Genomic DNA, 23825 nt, shown 5'->3' on the forward strand with positions numbered 1-23825 from the left:
CGCCGCGCCAGCGCGGCAGGAGCGAGGCGTGGATGTTCAGGCACCCGAGCCTGGGTGCATGGCCCATGGCATCCAGCACCCACTGCGGCAGGATCAGGCCATAGGCGGCCACCACCATCACATCGGCTTGCGCGGCCAGAATCGCGTCGCGCGCGGCCGACGCCTCGTCGGGGAACTTGCCATCCAGCCGCAGGCTGCGTGGCTGCGCGACGTCGATGTGCCGCTCCAGCGCCAGCTGCTTGACCGGTGAAGCCTGCAACTTCATGCCCCGACCTGCGGGGCGATCGGGCTGGGTCAACACCAGCGGCACACGAAAGCCCGCCGCCAGCAAGCGCTCCAGCGCGACACGCGCAAACTCCGGCGTGCCGGCAAAAATGATGTTCATCGAAGAAAGAGGCGTCCAGCGGCGCGGTGCCGCAGCTTCAGGGGTGGGAAGCGGAGTCGGCGGGGTCGTCGTACAGCGGCTCGTCGGTGAACATCAGCTGGCGCACCACGCCTGCAGGGTCCAGATGCACATGCACCTGACGAGGCCGCGTGGCTTCAAGGAAACGGTAGGTCCACACCACGCCGTCGAAGCGCGCCACACGCTCCACCGCGCCAGGGCGCCCGAGGTTGAGCAACACGTCGTCCCGGCTCCAGCGCCCGACCTGGATGTTCTGTTGCAGCCAGCCCGCGTCCATCACCTGCTGGTAGCGCACCAGCCGGCCGTCCGCGTCCAGGTCCAGGTTGTGCACCCACTGACCCGCCGGCTGGCCGGAGTACTGCAGGCGAGTGCCCTGCGGCAACGCATGCACCATCGTCGGCTTGCCGAGCTGGGCCTCGATCTGGGCGCGCGGCGTGCCTGGCGCCACGCGCTCGGGCATCAGCGAACAGCCCGCGAGCGCCAGCGCGAGGCACACGCCCAACGCGCTGAAAAGCCGACGGCAGTGGATTGACGTGTTCATGCTCGCTGTGCCTCTCGTTGTGCCTTGACGAGCTTGGATTTGATGCGATCGCGCTTCAGGGGGGAGAGGTACTCGACGAAAACCTTGCCCATCAAATGGTCCATCTCGTGCTGGATGCAGACCGCGAGCATGCCCTCGGCCTCGATGGTGCGCTCCACGCCCTGGCCGTCGAGCGCGCGCACGCGCACTGCCAGCGAGCGCTCCACGCCGTCGTAAATGCCCGGCACGGACAGGCAGCCCTCTTCGCCCTTGCGCTTCTCGGGGCTGGCCCATTCGATCTCGGGGTTGATCAGCACCATGGGCTGATCGCGCGTTTCGCTCACATCGATCACGATCAGGCGCTCGTGCACATCAACCTGCGTCGCGGCCAGGCCAATGCCGTTGGCGTCGTACATGGTGGCCAGCATGCGCTCGATCAGCGCATGGATGCGCTCGTCCACCGCCTGCACGGGTTTCGCCACCTTGTGCAGACGCGGATCGGGATAGCTCAGGATGGGCAGAAGCAACGGCGGGTTCATGAAATTGGGCGGGTTCGGATCGGGTGCGCAGAGGACATCCACTGTACCGGGGCGACGGCTGGCGGCAAGCCGGTGACAGGCGGATAAGGGTGTCGCTATTTTCGCCACTTTTGCGACGGGGCGTGAAACCGCCCAGCCATAAACATTGCCTAATCAAAGGCTTGGGCGCAAAATCAAAAGCGACTTGTCAAGACACGAGCGCCGTCTGGCGACCGGCTGTGGGTTCTGCGGAACGGCAGTCTGTAGGCCGACGGTCGCCGCCCAGGGGCCATTTCATGCCATTGCAAACCAGCCTGTCCGCCGCTTCTACGCACCCACTTTCGCTGCGCCCATTGGCCTGTGCCATCACCGTGCTCGCAGCACTCGCGGCCAGCGGCGCTTCGGCCCAGAACTTCCCCATCACCCCCGGCCAGCGTGCCACCGCCGACCAGGTTGCACAGGCGGGCGTGCCGCTATCCGAGCTGGCGCCCAACGCCCCTGACAGTTACACCATCCAGCGCGGCGACACGCTCTGGGCCATTTCCGGCATCTTCCTCAAGACCCCCTGGCGCTGGCCCGAACTCTGGGGCATGAACCGCCAGGACATCCAGAACCCCCACCGCATCTACCCCGGACAGGTGCTCTACCTCATCAAGTCGGGTGGCCGCGCCATTCTCAGCACCAGCCCGGCCAGCGGCGGCGGCGATGTGTCCACCGTGCGCGTATCGCCGCGCACCCGCTACGAAAGCCTCGGCGATTCGGCGATTCCGCCGGTGTCGCTGCAAGCCATCGAGTCCTTCCTGACCGAACCCATGATCGTGGATGAAGCCACCTTTGCGCGTGCCCCGCGCATCGTGGCCACCCAGGAAAACCGCGTTCTGCTCACCCGCGGTGACCGTGCCTACGCCCGCGCCCTGTATGGCGATGGCCCGCAGAACGAACCCTTGCGCATCGTGGACGGCAAGTCGATCGACTACCGCGTTTTCCGCAATGCCACGCCACTGCGCGACCCGACCACCACCGAAATTCTGGGCTATGAAGCGCAGTACGTCGGCAAGGCGCAGCTGGTGGGCAGCGAAACGCAGCGCCCGGCCGCCGATGGCAACGGCAAGACGCCCGCCGAAATCGTGCCGGCCACCATCGATATCCTGGCGGCCAAGGAAGAAATGCGCGTGGGCGACCGGCTGCTGCCAGAGCCCGAACGCGAGTTCACCAACTACGTACCGCGCGCGCCCGAGACGCCGCAAAGTGGCCAGATCGTTTCGGTCTACGGCAACGCCGTGCGCTATGCCGCGCAGAACCAGGTCGTGACCATCAACCGCGGCCGGGTGCATGGCATCGAGCGCGGCCATGTGCTGGCGCTTCAACGCGAAAGCAGCCTGATCACCGACACCACCGACCAGACGCGTCCGCAGCTGCGCCTGCCCGGCGAGCGCAATGGTCTGATGATGGTGTTCCGCACCTTCGACAAGGTGTCCTACGCCCTGGTGCTGCAAATCACCGACGGTGTGAAGGTCGGCGACCGCTTCGTCAACCCCTGACGCATCGGTGATGCCCCGGACCGAACTGGCCGCCTGGTTGCGGCTGTTGCTCACGCCTGGCGTGGGCCTGGAATCCGCGCGCAAGTTGCTGGCAGCCTTCGGGCTACCGCAAGCCGTGTTTGAACAAGGCCACGCAGCCTGGCAAGCCGTTGTGGGCGCCCGCGCGGCCAACGCCCTTGAAAAGATTCCCGACGAGCTTGATGCGCAAGTGGACCGTCTTCTGGCATGGTTGGCGGAGGGTGAGAACCGACACGTGCTGACGCTCGGCGACCCGCATTACCCCGCCGAATTGCTGCAGATGGCAGACCCCCCGGTGATGCTGTACGTGCTGGGCGACATCAGCACACTTCAGCACCCACGCCGCCTGGCGATCGTCGGCAGCCGCAACCCCACACCCCAGGGCGAAACCAACGCCAGGCAGTTTGCGCAAGCGCTGGGCGAGGCCGGTGTCTGCGTGGTGTCAGGCCTGGCGCTGGGCGTGGACGGCGCCGCACACGACGGCGCACTGCTCGGTGGCTCGTCCACTATTGCCGTGGTGGGCACCGGGCTGGACCGCGTCTACCCCAAACGGCATCTGGCGTTGGCCCACCGCATCGCGGCCCAAGGTGCCATCGTGAGCGAATACCCCTTGGGCACACCACCGCTGAGGGAGAATTTTCCACAGCGCAACCGCCTCATTGCGGGGCTGTCCCAAGGCACGCTGGTGGTGGAAGCGGCTGTGCAATCGGGCTCCCTGATCACGGCTCGACTGGCCGCAGAACAAGGGCGCGAGGTCTTTGCCATTCCAGGGTCGATCCACGCACCGCAGGCGCGCGGCTGCCATGCACTGATTCGCCAGGGTGCGAAGCTGGTGGAATCGGCGCAGGACATTCTTGAGGATCTGCGCTTCATCCCGACAGCGTCCATCGAGCCGGCTCCATCCGCCGATAGCGCCCATCTGGCGACCGAGGATGATCTGCTGCATGCCATGGGTCACGATCCGGTGAGCCTTGATGCACTGCAAGCTCGTACGGGTCTGACGACCGCGCATCTGCAAGCGCGCTTGCTGGAACTGGAGCTCTCCGGAGAGGTGGCCCGACTGCCAGGCGGTCTGCTGCAGCGGCAAGCGCAAGGCTGAGGACCGCGCGGGCGTTCAGTTCAGCAGCCGCTCGGGGTTGGCTTCCAGCTTGGCCATGGCATCGCGTGTGGCACGCACGGTCAGCGCCTCTTCCTCGCTCGGCACCAGCAAACCTGCCTGCAGATAGGACGCCACCCGCGTGGACTGAATCAGGAAGCACCGACCGCCATTGGTGACGAAGAGGTACAACTGGCCACGTTCGCTGCGCCAGGCCAGCTGAACGCTGTTGAGCTTGCCGTTGTGGTCGAGGCCAAACCACGAACCGATCTGCAGCTCGACGGCCCAAGAACGCATGGCTTCGTTGGGCTGGCTGCCGCCCTGATTGATCACTTCGATGTTGGTGGCGTCCACGCCGGTGATCATCTCGATGCTCTCGGTGTCCAGGTCGAGGTCGCCCACGCCGTTCTCCGGCAGGTAGTCCTCGAGGTTGGCCAGCCGATCGGACAGGTTGTCCAGGCTTTCCTGAGAGATCGGTTCGGTCCGGGACATGAAAGCATCGGCCAGGGTGTCGCTGACCGACTTGATGTGCTGGTCCTGCAACGTGCTCGGGAAACCCAAAAGACCCATGCCGTGCCGAAGGCGTTGCAAAAGGCCAGGCAGCTGCTGGATCACGCGCGCACGGTCGTTGCGGTTGGGCTTCGCACTGGCCGCCCACAACAGATCAGACGCGACCTGCTTGAGTGAATGCGTCTCTTCGTGCTTGAGGCCGTACTTCACGCTGGCCACGGCGAGCACGTCGACCCAGACCTTGAAAAGGAAATCGCGAACCTCGTCGCGCACTGGCACATCGTCGAGCAGTTTGCGCAGCTCAATCGTGTACTGCACAGACAGGGTTTCCTTCTGCTCGACCTGCTGCGCAACGCTCACAAACCGGCTGGCACTCCCCTGCTCGCTGAGGTAGGTGGAGAGAAACTTCTGGAACTCATCGAAGACCAGCTGGAACACGCGCCGCCCCGTCTCGGGGTACTGCTCGATGACCTGCACCACGCGCTTGATTTCCGCCTCGAGCGCCGCCGAACCCACGTTGGACTCAAAGCCCATCACACAGGAACCCATGCGGTCGATCAGGCGGCGCGCCGGGTGTTGCAGTGCGCTGAAAAATTCGGGCTCGGCCAGTGCCACACGCAGCACGGGGATTTGCAGGCGCGCAAACCACACCCGCACGCTGGGTGGGATGCGCTCTTCCGCGAGGATGCTCTGGAACATGAGCGCCACCACCTCAATCGTGGCTTTTTCAGTGGGCGTGGCAGCCGCCTGCTTCAACTCTGCCGTGCGCTGACGCAGCGACGAAGCGGCGCGCTCCACATGCACAGCGTCGACATACACATCGCCCGCCCCCGATGCCCCCGAGATCGACAAGGGCGCGCCCATGCTGTTCGAGACGGCGACCTGCTGCTGCATGGCTTGCTGGAGGCGCGGCGAGGGTGGCAGCAGCTGGGTGGATTCGAAATCACCACCCACCTTGTCGATCAACATCCGCTTGAGACGTCCGACCACACCCTGCGCGCGCATGCGCGCGCGCGCCAGCGGCGACGTGCTGGTCATGAGCCGTGTTTCGTCCTGCACACCCATGCCCGAAGACTGCGGACCGCTGCGCGCGGATACGCCACCGGGCATCGAGGCCGGCATCGACGCGGCACCGGAAGCCGGTGAACGCGGCTGCCCACCCGGCGCAGGACGGGCGTTGCTGGTGGCCGACGCGTCACGTCGAATGACCGGTCCGTCGGTGCGACTGCCCGGCATCCGCTTGACGAGCGCCTGCAGATCGATTTCCTTCATCACGCCGCTGGCCACCAGGAACTCATTGGCAGCCTTGTAGGCCTCGTGAAGCCGGTTCGCCAGAATGGGCGACAGCGCGTCCTGCACGAGGGCCCAGGCTTCCCGCGTCATGTGGGCATCGAGCCACTGGTCTACCAGAATGCGGGAGGTGACATCGGGCAACAACACGTCGCCGCGGGGCAGCTCCTGCCGCCCCTCGAGGTGCTGGATGCGCAGGCGCAACTCATTGAGCTCGGTGGACGATTTGTCGAGCACCTGCATGGCCAGCCGGGAAGCGAGGATCTGGTCATCGATCGCACCTTCTGCCACCAACTCCAGTTGGCCCGACACGCTGGTGGGATTGCCCGAATTGGAGAAACGGGGCAAGAGCGTGCGCTGCAACGACTTGCGCGTCTGGTTGAGCCAGGTGGTTTGGTTCTTCTGGAATCCGGTCCAGGCGTCGCGCCGGATCTGCATTTCGCGTGCGGGGCCCGCTTGGTCAAGCACCGCCGTCAGGCGCGTGTCACAGGCTTTGACCAGCTCGGGAAGCGCACGTCCCACATGAACCACGAAGAGTTCACGTGCCTGTTTGGCCAGGGAAGAGACGTGCTGATCGGGTGACGACACAATGCTTTCAGTATGACACGAATGGATTCATTCAAGGCCCTGCCAGCCTGAGGCAATGGGCCGGGATGCCCGGCGTTCGCGCTTATACGACAGCGCCTGCGTTGGGGTCGTCGGGGTCGCCCTCGCTCTTGCTGGTCGTTTTCACCAGGTCCTCGCGCTTGATGCCCAGCCACATCGCCATGGCCGCACCGACGAACACCGAAGAATAAATGCCGAAGCAAATGCCGATGGTGAGTGCCAGGGAGAAATAAAACAGCGTCGGCCCACCAAACAACAGCATGGACAGGACCATGGCCTGTGTGGAACCGTGGGTGATGATGGTGCGGCTGATGGTGGATGTGATCGCATGATCGATCACTTGATGGGTGTTCATCTTGCGCTGGCGCCGGAAGGTCTCGCGAATCCGGTCGAAGATCACCACCGATTCGTTCACCGAATAGCCCAGCACAGCCAGCACTGCGGCCAGCACCGCGAGCGAGAACTCCCATTGAAAGAAGGCAAAGAAGCCCAGGATGATGACCACGTCGTGCAGGTTGGCAACGATGGCCGACACCGCGTACTTCCATTCAAAGCGAAACGCGAGGTAGATCATGATGCCCACGATCACCAGGCCCAACGCCAGCAGGCCGTTGGTCACGAGTTCCTGGCCGACCTGAGGACCCACAAACTCGGTGCGCCGCAGTTCAACGGCCGGGTTCTGTGCCTTCAGCGCGGCCAACACCGCTTCGCTCTGCTGCCCCGACGATTTGCCTGCTTGCACCGGCAGGCGCAGCAACACGTCGCGCGAAGTGCCGAAGTTCTGCACCGGCACCTCGGTGTAGCCCAGCGACTCGATCACCTTGCGCACCGACTCCAGGTCAGCAGGCTGTTCGTAGGCCACCTCCATCACGGTGCCGCCCGTGAACTCGACCGACAGGTGCAGACCACGGGTCGTCAGGAAGAAGACGGCTGCGAGAAACGTGATGAACGAAATCGCGTTGAGCACCAGCGCGTTCTTCATGAACGGGATGTCGCGGCGGATGCGGAAAAATTCCATGGTGTGCTTTCCTGATCAGTCGGCTTTGGCAACAGCGTTCTGCGCGTCCGGGCGCCACACGGTGCCGATGGACACGGTCTTGAGCTTCTTTTGCCGGCCGTACCAGAGGTTGACCACGCCGCGCGAGAAGAACACCGACGAGAACATGCTGGTGACGATGCCCAGGCAATGCACCACGGCAAAACCGCGCACCGGGCCAGAGCCGAAGATCAACAGCGCAACGCCCGCAATGAGAGATGTGACGTTGGAGTCCAGAATGGTGCTCCAGGCATGGTCGTACCCGGTGTTGATCGCCACCTGGGGCGAGGCACCGCGGCGCAGCTCTTCACGCACACGCTCGTTGATCAGCACGTTGGAGTCGATCGCCATGCCCAGCGCCAACGCCATCGCGGCAATGCCCGGCAAGGTCAGTGTGGCCTGCAGCATGGACAGCAGGGAGACCAGCAGAAGGACGTTGAAGCCCAGTGCAATGCTGGAGAAGACGCCAAACAGTGCGTAGTACACGCACATGAACACCACGATGGCCACAAAGCCCCACATGACGCTGTTGAAGCCCTTGGCGATGTTTTCGGCGCCCAGGCTCGGGCCGATGGTGCGCTCTTCAATGATTTCCATCGGCGCAGCCAGCGAACCCGCGCGCAACAGCAAGGCCGTGTCGTTGGCTTCAACGGTGGTCATCGCGCCGGAGATCTGCACGCGACCACCGCCAATTTCGCCCCGGATGACCGGGGCCGTCACCACCTCACCACGGCCTTTTTCAAACAGGATGATCGCCATGCGCTTGCCAACGTTCTCGCGCGTCACGTCGCGAAACACGCGCGCACCCTTGGCGTCCAGCGTGAGGTGCACGGCAGCCTCTTGCGTCTGGCTGTCGAAGCCCGCCTGGGCATCGGTGAGGTTCTCACCCGTGAGCAACACCTCGCGCTTGACCACGACCGCCTGACCACCGCGCTCGGGGTAGCGCTCGGCACCGAAAGGCACCGGACCGGTGCCGCGTGCAGCGGCCTGCCCTTCGACGCTCTCGTCGACCAGCCGCACTTCCAGCGTGGCGGTGCGACCAAGGATGTCCTTGGCCTTGGCCGTGTCCTGCACGCCTGGCAACTGGACCACGATACGGTCAGCGCCCTGCTGCTGGATCACCGGCTCGGCCACGCCCAGTTCGTTGATGCGGTTGTGCAGCGTCGTGATGTTCTGCTTGAGCGCTTGATCCTGCACACGGCGCGCGGCCTCAGGGGCGATGGTGCCCACGAGGCGGAAATCGGCCGTCTCGGCCACCTGCAGATCGGCGAACTGTGTGCGGATCAGGTCGCGTGCGGCACCCAGCGTCTGGGCGTCGCCCGCGCGCAACTCGATGGTCTGGCCACTGCGGTTGATGCCGCCGTGCCGCAGGCCCTTTTCACGCAGGAGGGTGCGCAGGTCGGTGGCCAGCACATCGGCGCGGCGCTGCAGCGCGGCCTGCATGTCGACTTGCAGCATGAAGTGCACGCCCCCACGCAAGTCCAGGCCGAGGTACATGGGCGCGGCGCCCAGCGAGGCCAGCCATGCGGGGGTGCGCGGCAGCAGGTTGAGCGCGACGACATGGCTCGCGTCAGCGGGATTGGGGTTGAACGCCTTTTCGATGGCGTCGCGGGCGCGCAGCTGGTCATCGGTGCTGTCGAAGCGGGCCTTCACCGAATTGGCGTCCAGCTGGATGAGCGTGCTCTGGATGTTCTGGGCGGCCAGCGCCTGCTCCACCTTCGTCACAGTGCCGGTATCGATTCGCACCGTGGACCGTGCCGCCGACACCTGAACGGCGGGCGATTCGCCAAACAGGTTGGGCAGTGCATACAGCGCACTGATGAGCAAAACGACCAGGATGATCGCGTACTTCCACAGCGGATAACGGTTCATGGTGAAGCCGGGCCTGAGGCCAGGAATGGTTCAGCGAATGCGGTGAAACAATTTAAAAAGCCCGGCGTCATGCAAAGTCGCCGGGCTTTTGCGGTCAGACGCTCTTGATCGTGCCCTTGGGCAGCACCTGCACGACGGCGGTGCGTTGCATCTGGACTTCCATGCCGTCGGCAAGTTCCACGCCCACGTAAATCTCGCCAATCTTGGACACCTTGCCCAAGAAGCCACCGGCGGTCACGACTTCGTCGCCCTTGGCCAGGGCCTCGACCATGGCCTTGTGCTCTTTCTGGCGCTTCATCTGGGGGCGGATCATCACGAAATACAACACCACGAACATCAACACCAGAGGCAGCATGCCCAGCAGGGTGGATTGGGTGTCGCCAGCAGCAGCGGCTTGGGCGTAAGCGGAGGAAATGAACACGGGGGTCTCCAACAGGTTCGAGGTCACGACAATGCCGAAGGCCCGGGGCACCTGCTAGGCGCCGCCGGGCTCTGCGGACTCAACCGGCGATTGTATGCCGGGGGTGGGTAGACCGATCAGGCCGCCCGGGCCAGACTGGGCGCAGCCGGGGCCTGCTGCCACGCCTGCAGCAAGGCCTCGCGACGGAGACGCGCGGCCGCCAGATGCCGCTCCTTGACGTGCCCGAAGCCCTTGATCTGTTCGGGGATGCTGGCGATGTCCAGCGCCAGCGCGTGGTTTGCCGCGGTGAGGTGGGGCAGCAGGGCCTGCACGTCGGTGCGGTATTCGCCGATGAGGGCGCGCTCGGTGCGGCGCTCTTCGGTGCGGCCAAACACATCCAGCGCCGTGCCCCGCAAGCCCTTGAAGCGGGCCAACAGCTTGAACACCGTGAACATGCCTGGGCCAAAGGGCTGCTTGATCAGCTCGCCGCGCTCGTTCTTTTTGGCCACCAGGGGCGGTGCCAGGTGCACCTTGAGCTTGAAGTCACCTTCGAACTGGCTCGCGAGGCGGTCATGGAAAGCCCGGTCGCTGTGCAGGCGGGCCACTTCGTACTCGTCCTTGTAGGCCATGAGTTTGAAGAGGTTGCGTGCCACGGCCTCGCTCAGCGTGGTTTTTCCCAGCGCCGCTTCTGCCGTGCGCACCTGCTCCACAAAGCGGCGGTATTGGGCGGCATAGCCGGCGTTCTGGTATCCGGTCAGAAACTCGGCGCGCCGCGCAATCAGGTCGTCCAGCGAGTCGCGCTTCTTGAACTGGATCACCTGTTCGCCGCCGCTGGCCTTCTGCCACAGCGCCGCCACCGCCTGCGGATCGTGCGCGGCCCGGCGGCCCCATTCGAAAGCCGCCTTGTTCTTGTCCACCTGAACCGCATTGAGTTCGATCGCACGCATCAACGACGCCAGCTCCAGCGGCAGCCAGCCCTTCTGCCAGGCGAAGCCCAGCATCATCGGGTTGGTGTAGAGGCTGTCGCCCATCAGGCGCGTGGCGGCGGTTTCGGCATCGAGCGTGCCCACAGCCTGGTGGCCGAGGCTCTGCACCAGCGCATCCACGCAGGCTTGCGCGGGGCTCTGCCAGTCAGGGTTCTTCACGAACGCCGCCGTGGGGGTGGCGTTCACATTGAGCGCCACGTGCGTGCGCCCGGCGCGCAGGCGCTGCCAGGTTTCCTTGTGGGCGCTGACGATCGGGTCGCAGCCGAGGATGAGGTCGGCAGAAGCAGCCGAGACACGCGTGGTGCGGATGTCGTCCTGCTGCGCCCCGATCAGCACATGGCTCCAGGTCGCGCCACCCTTTTGCGCCAGGCCCGCCGCGTCCTGCGTGACGATGCCCTTGCCCTCCAGGTGCGCGGCCACGCCCAGCAGCTGGCCGATGGTGATGACACCGGTGCCCCCCACCCCGGCGACGATGATGCCCCAGGCCTCCGTGGTCAGGGTCGGCAGCACGGGTTCGGGCAGCGCACCGCCCGTCCATTCCAGCCGGGTGCTGCCTTTCTCCTTCTTGCGCAGCTGCCCGCCTTCCACGGTGACGAAGCTCGGGCAGAACCCCTTCACACAGGAATAGTCCTTGTTGCAGGTGCTCTGGTTGATGGTGCGCTTGCGGCCGAAATCGGTCTCCAGCGGCTCGACCGAGAGACAGTTGGACTGCACGCCGCAATCGCCACAGCCTTCGCACACCAGTTCGTTGATCACCACGCGCTTGGCCGGGTCAACCAGGGTGCCGCGCTTGCGGCGCCGGCGCTTTTCCGTGGCGCAGGTCTGGTCGTAGATGATGACGGTCGTTCCCTGGATCTCGCGGAACTCGCGTTGCACGGCGTCGAGCGTGTCGCGGTGCTGAATCGCAATGCCCTCGGGCAGGCCTTTGACGTCTTCGTACTTCTGCGGCTCGTCGGTCACGATGGTGATCTTCACCGCGCCCTCGGCGCGCATGCTCTGGGCGATCTGCACCACGCTGTGCCCCTCCGGCCGCTCACCCACCTGCTGGCCGCCCGTCATGGCCACGGCGTCGTTGTAGAGGATCTTGTAGGTGATGTTCACGCCGGCCGCGATGCTCTGGCGCACCGCCAGCAGACCGCTGTGGAAGTACGTCCCATCGCCCAGGTTGGCGAACATGTGATGGTCTTTGCTGAAGGGCTGCTGACCCACCCAGGGCACGCCCTCGCCGCCCATCTGCGTGAAACCCACGGTGGCGCGGTCCATCCAGATGCTCATGAAGTGGCAGCCAATGCCCGCCATGGCGCGCGAGCCCTCGGGCACCTTGGTGCTCGTGTTGTGCGGGCAACCTGAACAGAACCAGGGCTGGCGTTCGGCGCCTGCGGTGCCCTGTGTGAGCAGGGTCTGCATCGATTGCTCCTGCGCCGTGAGGATGGCGAGTTGCGCATCCATGCGCGACACCACGTCCTCGGGCAGGCCGCCCATTTTCTTCAGGCGCTTGGCGATGGCGCGCGCAATGATGGCCGGCGAGAGGTCCGCGTTGGCGCGCAGGAGCGTGCGTGCGCTCGGGTTCGGCAGGCTCCACTCGCCACCACTGAAATCGCCCTCGGCTTCCTCGAACTTGCCCAGCACATTCGGGCGCACGTCGGGCCGCCAGTTGTAGAGCTCTTCCTTGAGCTGGTACTCGATGACCTGGCGCTTCTCTTCCACCACCATGATCTCGCGCAGACCGGTGGCGAACTCGCGCGTGGTTTGCGCCTCCAGCGGCCAGACCACGGCCACCTTGTGCAGGCGCAGGCCGATGCGCTGGCAGGTGGCGTCGTCCAGGCCGAGGTCCAGCAGCGCCTGGCGGGTGTCGTTGTAGGCCTTGCCGCTGGCGATCAGACCGAAGCGGTCGTTCGGCCCGGCGATCACGTTGTGGTTGAGCCGGTTGGCGCGGATGTAGGCCAGCGCCGCGTACCACTTGTAGTCGAACAGGCGCGCCTCCTGGTCCAGCGCGTGGTCAGGCCAGCGAATGTGCACGCCGCCGGGTGGCATCTCGAACTCGGGCACCACGATGCGCACGCGATCAGGGCTGATTTCGGCCGTGGCGCTGGACTCGACGATTTCCTGAATCGTCTTCATGCCCGCCCACACGCCACTGAAGCGGCTCATGGCGAAAGCGTGCAGGCCGAGGTCGAGAATGTCCTGCACCGAGGTGGGGAAGAACACGGGCAGGCCGCAAGCCTTGAAGATGTGGTCGCTCTGGTGCGCGGCCGTGGAGCTCTTGGCCACGTGGTCGTCGCCCGCCACCGCGATCACACCACCCCAGGGCGTGGTGCCGGCCATGTTGGCGTGCTTGAACACATCAGAGCACCGGTCCACACCCGGGCCTTTGCCGTACCAGATGCCAAACACGCCATCGAACTTGTTGGTGCCCGGCGGCGCGAAGCCCAGCTGCTGCGTGCCCCAGAGCGCCGTGGCGGCGAGCTCCTCGTTCACGCCCGGCTGGAACACGATGTTCTGGGCCTTCAGATAGGAGGCGGCCTTCTGCAACGCCTGGTCGTACCCGCCCAGGGGTGAGCCACGGTAGCCGCTGATGAAGCCCGCCGTGTTCTTGCCCACCAGCGCGTCTCGCTGGCGCTGCAACATCGGCAGCTTAACCAGCGCCTGCACGCCGCTCATGAAGGCGCGGCCCTGGTCAAGGGCGTACTTGTCGTCCAGCGTCACGGTGTCCAGCGCGCGGCGGATGTGGTCGGGCAGGGGGGCGTTCATCGGCTTGTCTCCATTGTTGGGGGCACCCTGCTTCGTGGCCGGGGCTTGGGCGGGGCGTTGACCGGATAGGTGCGCATCCCCAGTGTGGCGCACAGTGTATGCCCCGCTGCGCGACAGGTGTTTGCGTTTCATGCCCGGTTTATCGATGATCGAGAAAGAATCATTCAATTAAAGGGCACATATGGAAACGTTAGACAAGTTCGACATCGCCATCCTGCAAGAACTGCAAAACGACGGTCGCCTGACAAATGCCGAGTTGGCCCAGCGCGTGGGGCTGTCGGCGGCGCCTTGCTGGCGTCGGGTGCGGGCGCTGGAGGACGCGGGATTCATTCGCGGCTACCGCGCCGAGATCGACCGCGAGAAGATCGGCCTGGGGGTACTCGCTTTCGTCCGGCTGGACGCCGACCGCAACAGCGGCGATGTGACCCGCACCCTCGAGAACGCGATCCGCGACATTCCAGAGGTGGTGTCTTGCCACTACATCAGTGGCTCTGGAACGTTCGAACTGCAGGTCGTGAGCCGCGACTTGAACCATTTCAGCCAGTTCGCCCGCGAGGTGCTGCTGAACCTCCCCAACGTCAAGGACCTGCACACAAGCTTCTCGCTGGGCGAGGTCAAGTCGGCCAGTGCACTTCCGTTGTCGCACCTGTTATCCAGAAGTATGGGCACGGCAAAAGGTGGGCGAACTTGAGGCCTTTTTTTGCCGCTCGTCTTCACTTTTTGACCTTTGGTTAACAAATCGGCCGTAAGTTGTTGAAATGTGTGAGATTTTTCCTTCAGTCGTCTTGCCCTGCCCAACGAGTTTTCGTAACATCCGCTCACCAACCCCCAGGGCCGCGTACCGAAAAGTGCACAGACCCGATTTTTGTACCCTCCATGAAGGAAACGTCGTGAAGAAAGCCCTGCTGCTCAAGTCCGCCCTGGCCCTGGCCCTGGCCACCCCCCTGCTGGCCTCGGCCGAATCCCAACTGGTCACCGGCGCCGGCAGCGCCACGGCACGGCTGGACTTCCGCGTCGTCGTTCCCCGCATCCTTTTCCTGGCCGTGGGCACTGGCTCCGGCGCGTTTGCCACCAACACGACCATCGACACCGTGACCTTTGACTACACGGGCAACCCTGCCGCCGTGGGCACGGGCGCAGCGGCCGCCGCAGTGACCGGTGCCGTGGTGCCGGTGCGTGTGGTCGGCAACAACGGGCAAGTGACCCTGGCAGCCTCCACCACCGGCGCGCTGACCAACGGCACCGCCGACACGATTCCCTGGACTGAAATCACGGCCACCACCAGCCTGGCCGCGCTGCCCAGCCCCACCATTCCCGCCACCGGTGCAGGCACCGCCAGCAACGTGACGCTGTCTTCGGGCACCCGCATCACCGACCGCACCGCCAACTGGACGTTCAGCTACGCCAACTCGGCCGTGGTCGCACCCGGCACGTACGGCACGACCAACGGCCGCGTGACCTACACCGCCGCGATGCCCTGAGGCACATCGGCAGGAAAGGTAATGGTGGTGGCTGCAACCACCGCCATCGGCATCACGGAGGGCTTGCGATCAGCAACCCTCCGTCGCCATTTCTGGCAACAGCCCTGCAAAGTCATCAAGACAGGGCGCCTGGGGGGATTTCCTGGATCGCCGCGGCCACAATGACAGCATGAAGCGCACCGCTCGCCACCACCGCACGACCCGCTCCGCCGTGGGCGCTTGTCTGGCGCTGCTGTGCCTGGCCGAAATCGCCACGGCGCACGCCTGGTCACTCACCCTCACGTCGGGCTCGCGCCGTTTGTTTCTCCACGTGGGCAATGGCGCGCTCAGTGGCTCCAGCGGCACCCTCAACGGCACCGCCGGCACCAGCGGTGCCATCAACCTGGAGCAGGTCACCGTGCCGGTCGCCCAACTGGGCAACGGCACAGACCTGCCCATGACCAGCGACAGCACCCAGGCGGTCAGCCTGTATGGCGACGGCAACAACACCTGCCCCACACCCGCCAGCCAGGTGATGGTGGGCGCCGGATACCGGCGCAACAGTGGTTCTGCCAATGCCACTCTGACCGTCACGTCCCCTGCGAACCTCACCAGCGCCTCCGGCGACACGATTCCCTTCACCGAAATCAGCTGGACGGTCTCCGCCCCAGGCAGTGGCGCGCCCAACGTGATCCCGGCGGGCACCTTCAACGGTGGGACCCAGACGCTCGTCACGGTGCCGGGCAACTCCTACTTTGAAAACTGCCACAGCTTCGTCTTCGCCAACAACGCGGTGCGGGCGGCAGGCACGTACAACGGCCGGGTGACCTACACCCTGAGCAGCCCATGAAGCGCCTGCGCTTTCTGATCGCAGCCGCCGGTCTGATCGCGACCTGCGTGTGGGCCAACCCGCATCGCCTGGACGACTCCTTGAGCCACACGGTGCCACCCAATGTGCAGATGCAGTGGCTGCCCATGAAATCGGGCCAGGCGTTCGCGGGTGGCATGGAGGCGTCGTTGCGCGTGAACATCCGCATCGACACGCGCGACTGGATCGGTCGCACGGGCCGCATTTACATGGTGCTGCCGCGCGATCAGGCCTCCAGCATCGAAGCCGTCTGGACCACCCAGGGCCGCCTGCAGGCCGGTCGCCTGGTGTCGGGCGAGCGCGCGCTGGTGTATGCCGGGCAAATCCCCGGCGCCACACTCGAAGATCAAATGCTGGTGCGCCTGCGCTCCAACGCCGACTGGACGTCGAACACCCGACGGCTGAATTTCCACTTTGAACTGGATGTCGACTGACTCCCCATGCTGACTGCTCTCCTGACATCCTGGCTCCCCTCACGCAACGCATGTCTGGGATGGGCCAGCGCCATCGCTGTGGCCGCGCTGCCGCTGGCCGCGCAAGCCCAAGGCTTTGCGGCTTACATCACGCCGCCCCGTTTTGAGGTGCAGGTCGCACCCGGGCAGAGCCTGCGGCAGGTGGTGGAGATCCAGCACGTGGGCCAACAAAAAGGCAACTACCGCATCTACACCAACGACTGGGCTTTCCTGCCCGACAACTCGGTGACCTTCAGCGACGCGCTGGCCGCCGACAGCTGCCGCCCCTGGGTGGCGGTGGAGCGGCGAGAACTGACGATCGAACCCGGCGCGCGCTACCGCTACCGCTTTGAAATTGCCCCGCCAGCCGGCACGCCTGCGCGCGAGTGCCGCTTTGCACTGATGGTCGAAGGCCTTGAGGCCGCTCGCGTGGAAGGCGCGCTGAACTTTCCGGTGGGCGGGCGCATTGGCGTGATCGTGTATGCCACCGTGGGCGATGCCGCCCCGCAGCTGGAGATCGCTGCCAGCCGCGTGGCCCGGGTCGACGGCAAGCCGGTGGCGGTGGTCGATGTGCGCAACCGCGGCAACGCGCACGGCCGTCTTGAGGGCTTCGTCAACGGCACCGATGCCAGCGGCGCGCGATTCGAGATGGCGCCGTCTGACCTGCCGATCCTGCCGGGCGAGACGCGCAGCATCGCCATCACCCCGGTGGCTGAAGAAGGCAAACCCGCCCCTGAGGTCAGGTTCCCGCTGACCATCAAGGGCAACCTCGAGTGGGGCAAAAACCGCCTGCCGCTGGACGCCAGCTTCGCTCCATGAGGGGGCTGGCGTTGCGTCCGACCCACTGCCTGCTGGCCCTCCTGGGCGCGCTGCCCCCTGCGCTGCCGGTCTGGGCCCAGACGGCGGGCACGCCGGGTGCCTCGCCGGCGACCACCACGAACCAGGACGCACCCGCCACGGGCTACGTCGACCGCGTGCTGGAAGGCCTGCCGCCCGAGCCCGCGGACGACGCCGAGGGCTATGCCTACGACCGCGAAGGCTGGCCACGTTTCCTGCGCCTGGAAACGCGACTGGGCACACAACCGTTCGACCAGGCCCGCAAGACGCGCCTGGGCTATGGCATCTACGGCCTGCTGGAAACGCCCAACCACGGCACGCTCTCGATCGACGGCACGTACGCCCCCGGCGACAGCAGCGGCACCCTCACGCTGCGCCAGCGCGCGATGCCGCTGTCGGGCGGCTGGCTGATGAGCAACGAGCTCGGGGTGATCAACCCGCCAGCGCCCGGCATCCTGCGCCTGCCCGCGCGCATCTACCTGCCCTCCACCATCGTGCAGGGCCTGAGCACCGAATGGGAAAACCCGGGCAGTGGCCTGCAACTGCAAGCCAGCACCGGCGAACCCGGCAGGCTCGACTTCTTGCCCGCCAACGGATTTCGCAAGCTGCCCGGCCAGCGCACCTCGTTCGGCGGCCAGTGGCGCCTCAACGCAAACGAAGCCAATCCCCTGTCCAACCAGGGCTGGACGCTGGCCGTGCAACACGAAGACGCGCGCGGCGTCTCCAACGTGGACGTGCCCACGCAGGCCAGCGACATCGTGGACGCCAACTCCTCCTTGCTGGCGCTTCGCCACGAGGGCGCGGAACACCGCGTGCAGGGCCAGGTCTTGCGCACGCAGGCGAACAACGTCACCGGCTCCCGCAGCGGCTTCTGGGTCGACAGCGAATGGGACGACGGCCCGCGCCGGCACGGCGTGGGCGCCTACCGGCTGGAAGAAGGCCTCACCTGGGCCAACCTGCCGCTGGCCAACGATCTGGTGGGGGGCTACGCGCGCACCAGCTGGCGCACGCGGCAGTGGTCGGCCGAGGGCTCGGTCGACTGGCTCGACTCCATCAGCGGGCGCAGCGGCAGCGGCTTCTTTGCCACGGGCTCGGCCCGCTGGCGCATCAACCGCGACCACACACTGGGCGCTGGCACAACCGTGCGCCGCTTCGGCGGCGACGCCTGGAGTACCTACGGCGACTGGCGCTTCCAGAACGGCTGGGGCACCAGCGGGCTGCGGCTGGAATTCGTGGCCAGCAACACCGAAGCCGACTCGCGCTGGCTGACCTGGGACCAGGAGTGGCGGGTTCCCCAGAGCTGGTCGGTCTCCACGAGCCTGGGCACGGGCGCCTACGACGCCTACCAGGGCAGACCGCGGGAGTCGGTCTGGAACGCCGCACTGAGCGTGTCCGCACCGATCGGCAGCAAAGCCAGCGTGCGCGGCAACATCAACACCGAGCACAGCGACACCGGGCAATCGCGCCACAGCCTGAACGTGGGCACCCAGTGGCGCATCGACCCGCGCTGGAGCCTGGACGCCTACTACAACCGCTCCACCGGCCGCAGCCGCTTCAACCCGTCGCTGGACCCGCTCGCGCCCCCGGTGACCGTCATCGTCCCCGACTCGGACCGCTCTTTTTACGCCGTGCTGCGCTACGAGTTCGAAGCCGGCAGCCGCAACGTGCCGCTGGGCGGGCGCGCGGCCGACGGCGGCGGTCGCATCGAAGGCACGGTGTATTTCGATGCCAACCGCAGCGGCACCCAGGAGGCCAGCGAACAGGGCGTGCCCAACGTGACCGTGTTCCTGGACAACCGCTACGCGGTGCGCACCGACAGCCAGGGCCGCTTCGAATTCCCGTTTGTCGCCGGCGGGCCCCGCGTGGTCACGGTGCGCGGCGACACGCTGCCCCTGCCCTGGAACGTGGTGGACCAGGGCCAGACCAAGGTGGATGTGCGCCTGCGGCAAAGCGCCACGCTGAGCATTCCGGTGCAGCGCAACGAATAAGGCGGTACAAACCTCGTCTTTTCGGGGTTTCACCCCGCTTCAAAGCGAGGTATCAAGTTTGGGAAAGGGAGGCCGATAGTGGGTCATGCCCGCCTCAAAGCGCCCCCTTCTGCCCCTCCTGGCCGCCTGCGCCCTGTTGCTGATCCCCGTGACCAGCATCGGGGAAAGCCGGCTCGTGAACCAGGGCAATGCCAGCGGTTCGCTGGACTTTCGCATCATCATTCCGCCGATCATGCGGGTGCTGGAAAACAGCCACCCGCTGCAGCTCGATGCCGAAGCCAGCGGCGACTGGAGTGCGCAGCAACGCCTGGTGGTGGTCTCGAACATGAAGCGCGGTTTCTGCGTCACGCTGCGCATGAGCGCGCCGGAGGTGAACGCCTGGCGCCTGAACACGGCCGCCGATGCGGGCGTCACGCTCAACCCGGTGACCGACGGCTACCGGCTGTGCGCGCCCCGCGCCGGGCGCTACACCCTGCTGCTCCAGCACGAGTTCGACGCCCCCAAAAACGCCGCCGCCGGTGCCCTGCGCTGGCCGGTACAGACCGACATCACAGCGCTCTGAGCCCGCTCGCCCGCAGCCAGCGGGCGGCTAACGCGGCACCAGGGCCCACATCTGCAGCGGCTGCTTGAGCGCGGCGGCCGTCACGTAGGCCTCATCGCTCCACCCACCCCAGCCTGTAAACAGGTCGGCGCGCACCGCGCCCAGAATGGCGCCGCCCGTGTCCTGCGCCATCACCAGGCGCTGGATGTTCAGCGTCGGGCCCTGCGTGGCCAGCCACACCGGGGTGCCGTAGGGAATGCTTTGCGGGTCCACCGCAATGGATCGCCCGGGCGTGAGCGGTACGTTTTGCGCGCCTCGCGGCCCAAAGCGCGCGTCCAGCTCCGACAACGCCTCTTCGCGGAAGAACACCGTGCGCGGGTTGCTCCACAGCATGTCGTTGAGACGCTCGGGGTTCTGCAGCGCCCAGGCCTTGATGGCCGACCAGGACGCTTCGTTGATGGCGCGCTGGTCGAGCAGCCAGCGCCCCACGCTCTGATAGGGGTGCCCGTTGTGGGCGGCAAACGCCACACGCACCTGGCGCGTGCGCCCGTCGGCCTCGACGATGTTGAGCCGGCCAGAGCCCTGGATCTGCAGGATCAGCGCATCGATCGGGTCGGCCAGCCAGGCCACGGCACGGCCCTGCAGCGCGGCCTGCGCCGCAGGCAGGGTGTCGATCTCCTGCCGGCTGTACCAGGGCTGACCCGGGCGCAGGCCGCTGGGCGGTGCGAAGAGTGGCACGCGGTAAGTGGCCGTGGGCGTGCGGCTCGCGGCCATGATCGGTTCGTAGTACCCCGTGAGCAGGCCGGCGGGCACGCTGCCGTCAGGCTCGGTCACGCGGTAAGGCTGGAAGCGGCGTTCCACCCAGGCGCGCTGCTCGGCCGGCGTGCCAATGGAGAGCTGGCGCACCTCGGCGCAAGGTAAGGCCTGGCCCGGGGCGGGCCGCTCGCAGCCGCGCACCCAGGCATTCCACACTTCATGAAGGCTGTCTTGCCCCCAGCCGGGCAGCTCGCTCCAGCGCACCGGCACCCACAGGCTCTTGCCGCGCTGCAAGGGCACACCGGGCAGCGCCTCGTCGGGCACGCTCACCACCGGCGGAACGCTGCCGGTCGGCGGAGCCGGCGGGTATGAGCGCGGCACCACGGTGCAAGAGGCGAGGCTTCCTACAATCAAGGCTCCCGCCAGCCAGCGCAACGCCACCTGGCCATGCGCCCTCCATCCCACCAAAGACCCTCCGCACTGACCCATGACCCTGTTGTTGCTTGAAGCGCTTGGCGCCATGGTGCTGCTGATATTCATTGTGTGGTGGACCATGTTCTCGGGTCGCAAGAAGGGCGAGCTGCCCGATGAGGCAGCGCCCACCCGTCCACAGGACGACGACGCGCCGCCCAAACGCGATTGAGGTGCGCCGCCCGTCATGACGTGCGCAGCACGTTGGCGAGCTCGACCGCCGATTTCACACCCATCTTGTCAAAGACGCGGGAGCGGTGCACCTCCACCGTGCGCACGCTGATGTGCAGCTGGTCGGCCACCAGCTTGTTGGGCAGGCCGGCGATCACGAGGTCCATCACGTCGCGCTCGCGCTCGGTCAGGCTGTCCAGCCGCTGCTGCAGCTCGCGCTTGATGCGCTGCTGCGCCAGCACCTGCGCCGAGCGGCTCAGTGCCTGCTCGACGCGGTCGACCAGCGCGTTGTCCGAAAACGGTTTCTCGCAGAAATCGAAGGCGCCGCGTTTGACGGCATCGACCGCGGTGGGCACATCGGCATGGCCCGAGAGGAAGATCACGGGCACGGCCGCCTGCCAGGGAAGCGCGAGCATGCGCTCGAACAGGGTGAGCCCGCTCATGCCGGGCATGCGCACGTCCAGCAGCACGCAACAAGGCACGCCCGGTGCTTCGCGCCAGACGCCGGCATCGGCCTCGAAGGCTTCGGCGCTGTCGTAGCCTTCGCTGAGCAGCCGGCGCGTGCGCAGCAGCCAGGCCAGCGCCTCGCGCACGCCGACGTCGTCATCGACGAGGTAGATCTTCGCGTCGGGGTGCTGCGTCATGGCCGCGATGATAGAGGAGGGCTGGTCACCATCGACACCGGCAGCGTGAAGCGAAACACCGTGCCGCGCGGCGTGTGGGGCTCGTGCGTGAGCGCGCCACCGTGCTGCTCGATCACCGTGCGGCACAGGCTCAAGCCCAGCCCCATGCCCTCCGCGCGCGTGGTGAAAAAAGGCGTGAACAGCTTGGCCTGCACCTCGGGGCTCAGGCCCAGGCCGTGGTCGGTGACGGCGAACGACACCCACATTTTTTGGGGCTGCCCTCCCGGCGCCTGGCCGGAATGCAGGCGCGCCTGCCCGACCTCGATGCGCAGCACGCGCAGACCTGAGCGCGGCGCAGGATCACCCTGCGGCATGGCCTGCATGCCGTTGCGCGCCAGGTTGAGCAGCACCTGCTCCACCATGGTCCGGTCACACAGCACGGGCGGGCAGTCGGGTGCGATCTGGATCTGCAGGCGAATGCCCTGCTTCTTCGCCTGCAGACCCAGCAGCGGCTGGATGGCGTCGACCAGGCTCTGCGGCGTGACCACCTCGCGCACCTGCTCGCGCCGGCGCACAAAGTCGGCCACGCTCTTGATCACGCGCCCGGCGCGGTCGGCCTGTTCGCCAATGCGGCGCATGGCCTGCACCAGATCGGCCTGCATCTCGTCGGCGCTGGAGACCTGTCCTGCGGGCTCCTCCAGCAGGTTGAGCGTGCCACTGGCGTAGCTCGCAATGGCCGCCAGCGGCTGGTTGAGCTCGTGGCTCAGCAGCGAGGCCATCTCGCCCACGGTGGCCAGGCGCGCGGTGGCCTGCAGGCGCTCCTGCGAGGTGCGGTTGAGGTCTTCCACGCGGCGCTGTTCAGTGAGATCCAGGATCGCGCTCATGAAGCCGGTCTGTTTGCCTTGCGCGTCGATCAGGGGCGCTTCGATGATCAGCACCGGGAAGCGCGTGCCGTCGGGCCGCTGGAACACCGACTCGTAGCCTTCGCGCGGCAGCACCTGCCCGGCCAGCCGCACCATCTGGCGCTGCTGGTATTCGTCAACCAGTTCCGGTGGCCACCACGGGGCGGGGAGCCCGGTGCCCACCAGTTGCTCGGCGCTCAGGCCCACCATGTCGCAGAAGGCCGGGTTCACGTAGGTGATGCGCCCCTGCATGTCGCGCGCGCGCAAGCCGGTGACAAGCGAGTCCTCCATGGCCTTGCGAAACGCCAGGGCTTCGGCCACGTCCAGCTCGGCGCGCTGGCGGCGGCGGATGTCGCGCGCCAGCAGGAACAGAACCGAGAGCAAGGCCAGCGACAGCGCACCCACCACCGCCGTGAGCACATTGGGAAAGAGCCCGCGAACCAGGCGCGGGCTTTGCAGCTGCAACAGCAGGGTGTGGCCCGGCAGGTCGAGCACGTGGCGCGCGGTGAGCGTGCGGCGCGTGCCCGAGACCACGCTGTGCAGCGCCAGGCGCGTGCCATCGGCTTCGTTGAAGGCCAGACCGCGCCCGCGCAGCAAGTCGCGGTTCGTCAGCTCGGACAACATGCCCGGCAGCGAGTACGTCACCACCAGAAAGCCGCTGGGCAGGCCGCCGCGCGCCACCGGCAGGCACATCTCGATCAACTCAAGGCCCTTGCCGTTGCGCAGGGGCCAGAAGTAGCTGCTCGAATAGGCGGGCCCCGACAGGCGCTTGGCATGGTCGCAAGCGAGCCTCACTTCAGGCAGGGCCTGGTCGCGACCGAGATAGCCAAACAAATCCGGCACAAAGGGCGAGTCCCGGAAGGCGAGCATGCGCTGGGCACTGTCGAGCCACTCCAGCCGGACCATTTCCCGGTGCTGCGCCATCAGCTCGGCCGCCGGCACGATCCAGGAATCGGCGGTGGGCGCCACGCTGTGCAGCGACTGCAGCGTCTGCACATTGCGCAGCAGGCTGCTGCGGATGTCGCTGGCCAGGGCGGCGGCGTCCTGCTCCAGCGCGGTCTGGTCGCGCGACTCTTCGTATTCCGCCGCGAGAAACACCAGCACCACCAGCAGCGACACCACCAGTAGCAGCAAGGCGGCCCACAGGCGCCAGCGGCTCGAACGGAGTCTCTCGCGCCATGAGCGCAGCAGATGCGGGCGCCACATGGT

At 66.4% G+C, this 23825-nt stretch carries 21 protein-coding genes; 10 read left to right on the forward strand and 11 right to left on the reverse strand.

The window, feature by feature from the left end; genetic code table 11:
• The 3 genes from KXJ60_RS04655 to def form a co-directional block, all read right to left on the reverse strand.
• The coding region (locus KXJ60_RS04655; protein ID WP_291124573.1) for a methionyl-tRNA formyltransferase at positions 1–385 on the reverse strand (385 nt) is incomplete at its 3' end.
• Positions 386–422: 37 nt separating this feature from the next.
• Positions 423–944, reverse strand: a complete 522-nt coding sequence (locus KXJ60_RS04660; protein ID WP_291124575.1) for a hypothetical protein — start codon at positions 942–944, stop codon at positions 423–425.
• Positions 941–1462, reverse strand: coding sequence for a peptide deformylase (gene def / locus KXJ60_RS04665; protein WP_291124577.1), 522 nt, complete (start codon positions 1460–1462; stop codon positions 941–943). Before def ends, KXJ60_RS04660 begins: the two co-directional genes overlap by 4 nt.
• Before the next feature lie 275 nt (positions 1463–1737).
• Between def and KXJ60_RS04670 the strand changes: the two genes are divergently transcribed.
• Both KXJ60_RS04670 and dprA read left to right on the forward strand, forming a co-directional pair.
• Complete coding sequence (locus KXJ60_RS04670; protein WP_291124579.1) at positions 1738–2982, forward strand: LysM peptidoglycan-binding domain-containing protein; 1245 nt, start codon at positions 1738–1740, stop codon at positions 2980–2982.
• Positions 2983–2992: 10 nt separating this feature from the next.
• Positions 2993–4099 carry a DNA-processing protein DprA gene (dprA, locus tag KXJ60_RS04675; protein ID WP_291124581.1) on the forward strand — a complete coding sequence of 369 codons (1107 nt, stop codon included), beginning with the start codon at positions 2993–2995 and terminating at the stop codon, positions 4097–4099.
• A gap of 15 nt (positions 4100–4114) precedes the next feature.
• Here the strand turns inward: dprA and KXJ60_RS04680 are convergent, their stop codons facing one another.
• From KXJ60_RS04680 to KXJ60_RS04700, 5 genes are all read right to left on the reverse strand, one after another.
• The gene (locus KXJ60_RS04680) at positions 4115–6484 is read right to left on the reverse strand and encodes a DUF1631 family protein (RefSeq protein WP_291124583.1); all 2370 of its coding nucleotides are present in this window, start codon (positions 6482–6484) and stop codon (positions 4115–4117) included.
• Between the two features lie 82 nt (positions 6485–6566).
• The gene (gene secF, locus KXJ60_RS04685; protein ID WP_291124585.1) at positions 6567–7520 is read right to left on the reverse strand and encodes a protein translocase subunit SecF; all 954 of its coding nucleotides are present in this window, start codon (positions 7518–7520) and stop codon (positions 6567–6569) included.
• 15 nt (positions 7521–7535) lie between these two features.
• Positions 7536–9410 (reverse strand): protein translocase subunit SecD, encoded by a 1875-nt coding sequence (gene secD, locus KXJ60_RS04690; protein WP_291124587.1) that lies wholly within the window; start codon positions 9408–9410, stop codon positions 7536–7538.
• Positions 9411–9504: 94 nt separating this feature from the next.
• Positions 9505–9831, reverse strand: a complete 327-nt coding sequence (gene yajC / locus KXJ60_RS04695) for a preprotein translocase subunit YajC (RefSeq protein WP_291124589.1) — start codon at positions 9829–9831, stop codon at positions 9505–9507.
• Positions 9832–9947: 116 nt separating this feature from the next.
• On the reverse strand, positions 9948–13547 hold the full coding sequence (locus KXJ60_RS04700; protein ID WP_291124591.1) for an indolepyruvate ferredoxin oxidoreductase family protein: 3600 nt from the start codon (positions 13545–13547) through the stop codon (positions 9948–9950).
• Between the two features lie 181 nt (positions 13548–13728).
• On the opposite strand from KXJ60_RS04700, the gene KXJ60_RS04705 reads away from it, so the two are divergent.
• The 7 genes from KXJ60_RS04705 to KXJ60_RS04735 all read left to right on the forward strand — a co-directional run bounded on the left by KXJ60_RS04705 (position 13729) and on the right by KXJ60_RS04735 (position 19714).
• Positions 13729–14238: an Lrp/AsnC family transcriptional regulator gene (locus KXJ60_RS04705; protein ID WP_291124593.1), complete on the forward strand. Its 510-nt coding sequence runs from the start codon at positions 13729–13731 to the stop codon at positions 14236–14238.
• Between the two features lie 199 nt (positions 14239–14437).
• Positions 14438–15028: a hypothetical protein gene (locus KXJ60_RS04710; protein WP_291124595.1), complete on the forward strand. Its 591-nt coding sequence runs from the start codon at positions 14438–14440 to the stop codon at positions 15026–15028.
• Positions 15029–15197: 169 nt separating this feature from the next.
• A complete protein-coding gene (locus tag KXJ60_RS04715; RefSeq protein ID WP_291124597.1) occupies positions 15198–15857 on the forward strand; it encodes a hypothetical protein in 660 nt (219 codons plus the stop codon).
• Positions 15854–16309, forward strand: a complete 456-nt coding sequence (locus KXJ60_RS04720; protein ID WP_291124599.1) for a hypothetical protein — start codon at positions 15854–15856, stop codon at positions 16307–16309. The genes KXJ60_RS04715 and KXJ60_RS04720 overlap by 4 nt, the downstream gene beginning before the upstream one ends.
• Before the next feature lie 6 nt (positions 16310–16315).
• A complete protein-coding gene (locus KXJ60_RS04725) occupies positions 16316–17146 on the forward strand; it encodes a hypothetical protein (RefSeq protein WP_291124601.1) in 831 nt (276 codons plus the stop codon).
• Between the two features lie 11 nt (positions 17147–17157).
• Positions 17158–19152: a hypothetical protein gene (locus KXJ60_RS04730; protein ID WP_291124603.1), complete on the forward strand. Its 1995-nt coding sequence runs from the start codon at positions 17158–17160 to the stop codon at positions 19150–19152.
• An 85-nt stretch (positions 19153–19237) separates the two neighbouring features.
• Entirely contained in the window at positions 19238–19714 is a 477-nt protein-coding gene (locus KXJ60_RS04735; RefSeq protein WP_291124605.1) for a hypothetical protein, read from the forward strand.
• A gap of 27 nt (positions 19715–19741) precedes the next feature.
• Here the strand turns inward: KXJ60_RS04735 and KXJ60_RS04740 are convergent, their stop codons facing one another.
• Positions 19742–21004, reverse strand: a complete 1263-nt coding sequence (locus KXJ60_RS04740; protein ID WP_291124607.1) for a murein transglycosylase A — start codon at positions 21002–21004, stop codon at positions 19742–19744.
• Between KXJ60_RS04740 and KXJ60_RS04745 the strand changes: the two genes are divergently transcribed.
• A complete protein-coding gene (locus KXJ60_RS04745) occupies positions 20937–21092 on the forward strand; it encodes a hypothetical protein (protein ID WP_291124609.1) in 156 nt (51 codons plus the stop codon). The genes KXJ60_RS04740 and KXJ60_RS04745 overlap by 68 nt on opposite strands.
• A gap of 13 nt (positions 21093–21105) precedes the next feature.
• Here KXJ60_RS04745 and KXJ60_RS04750 read toward each other — a convergent pair whose 3' ends face one another.
• Both KXJ60_RS04750 and KXJ60_RS04755 read right to left on the reverse strand, forming a co-directional pair.
• Entirely contained in the window at positions 21106–21735 is a 630-nt protein-coding gene (locus tag KXJ60_RS04750) for a response regulator (RefSeq protein ID WP_291124611.1), read from the reverse strand.
• A complete protein-coding gene (locus KXJ60_RS04755) occupies positions 21732–23822 on the reverse strand; it encodes a PAS domain S-box protein (RefSeq protein ID WP_291124613.1) in 2091 nt (696 codons plus the stop codon). The genes KXJ60_RS04750 and KXJ60_RS04755 overlap by 4 nt, the downstream gene beginning before the upstream one ends.
• Between the last annotated feature and the right edge of the window lie 3 nt (positions 23823–23825).

The organism is Hydrogenophaga sp. (genome assembly GCF_019264445.1).
Taxonomy (GTDB): Bacteria; Pseudomonadota; Gammaproteobacteria; order Burkholderiales; family Burkholderiaceae_C; genus Hydrogenophaga.